The organism is Streptomyces sp. NPDC005533 (assembly GCF_042871845.1).
GTDB lineage: Bacteria > Actinomycetota > Actinomycetes > Streptomycetales > Streptomycetaceae > Streptomyces.
The window spans coordinates 1-4115 of sequence record NZ_JBIAJH010000128.1 but is presented as its reverse complement, the minus strand read 5'-3'; the positions used below and the strand labels follow the sequence as shown (position 1 = coordinate 4115).

Genomic DNA, 4115 nt, shown 5'->3' with positions numbered 1-4115 from the left:
TCGGGCGCCGAACGTGTCGGGAGGTCGGATAGCTCGGCGGCAGTGCGTTCGGCACCCTGCGGGGATCACCCCGACACACACCCACCCCCACCCCAACCGACCCGCCTGCTCCCCAGCGCCGACACACCATCCAGCCCAGCCGCACCCACCCAGCTACGCCGCACAAACTCAGCCCCGCCGGCGTTTGAGGCGCGGGGTCCGGGGCGGAGCCCCGATCTGTGAGCCGCACCCTCCCGCTCTGCCGCTCCATCCGGCCTCGCCGTACCGTCTGGCGGGGCCGCACAAATCCAGCCCCTCCGGCGATTGAGGAGCGGGGTCCGGGGCGGAGCCCCGATCATTGAGCCGCACCCTCCAGCAGCGCCGCACCCCCTGGCGCACCAATTTGGGTCTGCCGCACTACTCCAGCCCCTCCGGCGATTGAGGAGCGGGGTCCGGGGCGGAGCCCCGATCATTGAGCCGCACACTCCAACCCCACCGCACCCTCCGGGCTGGGCCGCACAAAATTCAGCCCCGCCGGCGTTTGAGGCGCACCGTCCAGGCCTGCTGGGGGAGCGGGTCGGGGATCGGGACCCGCCGGTCCGTTCCCCTGTGACGGACCGGCAGGTCCGCGTCTTTCAACAGCCTACGAGCGGCCCGCGCCCCCGCATGTGCATCGCGTGCAGACCCTGTTGATCTTCCGTGCAGAAGGTTTGAGCCGCCCGACCGCGCGCCGCGCGCCGGTCGGCCCCGCCCGCTGGCGCCGCGCGGAGCGGTGCGGTCCGCTGGAGGGGTGAGCATCCCTCCCGGCAGCGGCTGGTGGACCGGGCTCCCGCCCGCGGCGGGAGCCGCCGCCATGGCGCCGGGCATCATCTCCGTCGGCCTGCACCTGACCGGGCACGAGCCGTCCTCGATCCTCGCCCTCGTCCTCGCCGTCGCCCTGTGGCTCGTGCTCGCCGCCGACTTCACGGCCCGGCTGCTGGGCGACCGTGGGCGGTTCCGCGCCGAGGCCGACACCCCGGCCGCGCTGACGGCCGTCGCCGCCACCGCCGTCATCGGCACCCGGTTGTCCATGCTGGGATGGCAGACCGTGGCGGCCGCCCTGCTCGCGCTCGCCGCGGCGCTCTGGCCCGGGCTGCTGCTGAACGTCGTACGGCACTGGGGGCGGCGGATGCCCGGGGTGGCGTTCCTCGGCTGCGTGGCCACCCAGGGCCTGGCCGTCCTCGCGGCGACCCTCGCCGATGCCGCCGACGGCCACGACTGGCTGGCCCGGGCGGCGCTGGCCGCGTTCTGCCTCGGGCTGGTGCTCTACGTGGCCGCCCTCCTGCGCTTCGACCTGCGCGAGGTGGTGGGCGGCGCGGGCGACCACTGGGTCGCCGGCGGGGCGCTCTCCATCTGCGCCCTGGCCGGATCCAAGCTCACGGCTTCACCCGTCTGGACGGGTTCGGCGCACACGGCGCTCCTCGACGTCACCCTGGCCGTGCTCGCCCTGTCCCTCGCCTGGTACGTCGTCCTCCTCACCGCCGAACTGCGCCACCCGCGGCCGCGCTACGACATCCGGCGCTGGGCCACCGTCTTCCCGCTCGGCATGACATCCGTGGCCTGCCTCTCGGTGGCCGACCCGGCCGGGATCGCCTGGCTGCGCCCGCTGGGCGAGGTGCTCCTCTGGATCGCCGTGGGAGCCTGGCTGCTGACCTTCGCCGCGCTGCTCGCCTCCCACCTCAACGCCCGCCCGGGCTCCCGGCGCCCGCCCGGCCCGGGGACGACGGCCCGATGACGACACCTCACCTCCAACCCGTTCCGGTGGCGGCCGGGTTGCCCCCTCAGTAGGGTCCCGGCATGGCATACACATTCCAGGTCACCATCGACTCGGCCCACCCGCACGAGCTCGCCGACTGGTGGGCGGACGCTCTGGGGTGGGAAGTGGAGCCCAGCGACGAGAAGTTCATCCGCCGCATGGTCGAAGAGGGCCAGGCGACCGAGGCGGACACCACCACCCACCACGGCGTCCTCGTCTGGAAGGCGGGCACGGGCATCCGCCACCCGGAGGGCCTGCAGCGCGCCCCCCGCATCCTCTTCCAGTTCATCCCCGAACCCAAGACGGTCAAGAACCGGGTCCACCTCGACGTCCGTACCGGCGAAGACGATCCGCGCGCCGTCGTCGAACGCCTCGTCGCCAAGGGCGCCCGCCACCTCCACGAGGGCAACCAGGGCCCCAGCACCTGGACGACACTCGCCGACCCCGAGGGCAACGAGCTCTGCGTCTCGCACTAAGGCCTGTCCGGCGGATCATTTCGGGCTCGTGCAGGCATGCCCGGTACGGCTAAGTTGTCGTGGGCCGCAGCAGTCATGCGAACGACGGCCACCGGTCGGCGGCCCACTCCCGCCAGTCGACCCAGCCGGGCGGCGGCCCAGCGTCCCTGCGGCCCTCCAGCTCCGCCGCGTCGGGCTCCTCAAAATGCGCGCGCCCGTGCAGGATGTCGGCCTCGGACATCGGCAATGTCTCCTCGGGGGTGGTCGCCCAGCGGTGGGCGATACGGGCGCGTTGGGTCTCCTCGTCCACCGGCAGGTAGACCATGCGGAAGCACGCCTCCTCGGCCTCCACCAGCCAGCGGATCGCAGACCGTTCGTTCCGTGACCAGCAGCCGTAGTCCACGACGACGTTGGTGCCCAGTTTGACCGCCTCCATGGCGAGCCAGAGCATGCGCCCCTCCAGCACGTCGCGCTTCCCGTCCGCCTCCGCCTCGCCGAACAGGGGAATCATCCAGTCGTCGGGCGTCAGGCGCAGCGCGCCGTGCTCCGCGGCGAGTTGTCGAGCCCGCGTGGTTTTTCCGGCCCCGGGCAGGCCGACTATCAGGAACAACGTGGTCATACCCAGATCGTGGCAGGGAAGCCAATCAGGCGACCACCGTTATATCTGCCCGATCATGGTCTGAGCCACAGCCGGATGGAGGCCACGGTGACAGTGCCGTGGAAGACGAAGGCGCGCTTGTCGTAGCGCGTCGGTGCGCCACGAGGCGCCATGGAGTCGAGTGAGGTGAGAGACCTTCACCATCGGGTTGTCGTAGCAATCCGGTTGAAGCTGGGGGCAGTTCGGTTCCGGGGGATGCCGAGCCGAGCGGTAAGCAGCCCCGACAACGCCGGGACGGGTCGGTACTGCCAGGCGACCCGGGTCCGGCTAGCGAGACAGGAAGGTGCACGCGAGAAATCAGTGCCTGACGCCCCGTAATTACGACACCGGCTCGAACCTGGCGGATCTGGGCCGGACGCAGTGCACGACCACCAGCGCTCGTCGGTGGTCGACTCCGAAGCCGACTCTACTCATCGGTGGGGAGGCCACGCTGAAAGTCTGCGGCGGAAGCGGGGCGATGCTGCCGGGGTAGAGCTGGGCACCTCACCTGTCGATCGATTCGTGGTGAACGTGGGAACTGTCCGCGGTCGCCCCTATATCGGACATCCAGTCCGATCGGGGGCAGGCCCATCGCCGGCTGATGGCCGTTGGGCAGGACGGAGGCTCCGTAGTACTCCGAGGCCGGGAAAGCCGGTCACATGGGGAAGGGGGCCAGCAAGTCGGCAGTAAGGAGACTGGCCGAGCCCGTCGTCGGAGCGGTGCTGCCGAGGTGTTGATCTCCGCTTCGGAACTCGCGGCGTCCTGCGCGGAGCTCCGGCAGCGTGTTGATGGGCTCGGCCGAGGTCGAGTCCACGCTCACCATGCTCCAATCGATGTGCCCCTGAGAGTTGGCATCAGCCTGGACTGTCTGAAGGAGCCCCTCCCATGTGCCGTCTGCTGACCAGCGGCGATGGCGCTCATACACGGTTTTCCAGCTACCGAATCGCTCCGGCAGGTCACGCCACGGGACGTCCGTGCGGATCCGGAACAGGATTCCGTTGATCACCATTCGGTGATCAACCCAGCGTCCACCCCGGCACCCGGCCCTTGGTAGATGTGGTGCAAGTTGCACCCACTCGTCGTTCGTAAGATCGCCCCGCCCCACCACCGACACAGTGGTTCATACGAGGCAGTCATGTGATCCGTCGGACAGAACCTAGTGTGCTGAGTCAGTAATTCGCCGGCAGTACGAGGCGAGGGACTCAAGGATCTGGTCGGCTGTCTTCGTCCAGACGAAAGGCTTGGGGTC

General features: G+C 70.2%; 3 protein-coding genes and 1 pseudogene. 2 read left to right on the top strand and 2 right to left on the bottom strand.

Going from position 1 to position 4115, the window contains the following annotated elements; all coding sequences use genetic code 11:
* The first annotated feature begins 769 nt into the window (after positions 1–769).
* Both ACFYP3_RS37115 and ACFYP3_RS37110 read left to right on the top strand, forming a co-directional pair.
* The gene (locus tag ACFYP3_RS37115) at positions 770–1753 is read left to right on the top strand and encodes a tellurite resistance/C4-dicarboxylate transporter family protein (RefSeq protein ID WP_388842494.1); all 984 of its coding nucleotides are present in this window, start codon (positions 770–772) and stop codon (positions 1751–1753) included.
* 62 nt (positions 1754–1815) lie between these two features.
* Positions 1816–2250: a VOC family protein gene (locus ACFYP3_RS37110; RefSeq protein ID WP_388842492.1), complete on the top strand. Its 435-nt coding sequence runs from the start codon at positions 1816–1818 to the stop codon at positions 2248–2250.
* A gap of 73 nt (positions 2251–2323) precedes the next feature.
* Here the strand turns inward: ACFYP3_RS37110 and ACFYP3_RS37105 are convergent, their stop codons facing one another.
* Entirely contained in the window at positions 2324–2848 is a 525-nt protein-coding gene (locus ACFYP3_RS37105; RefSeq protein WP_388842490.1) for an AAA family ATPase, read from the bottom strand.
* 710 nt (positions 2849–3558) lie between these two features.
* Positions 3559–3971 (bottom strand): annotated as a pseudogene (locus tag ACFYP3_RS37100) (IS5 family transposase); the annotation flags it as partial.
* Positions 3972–4115 lie beyond the last annotated feature (144 nt).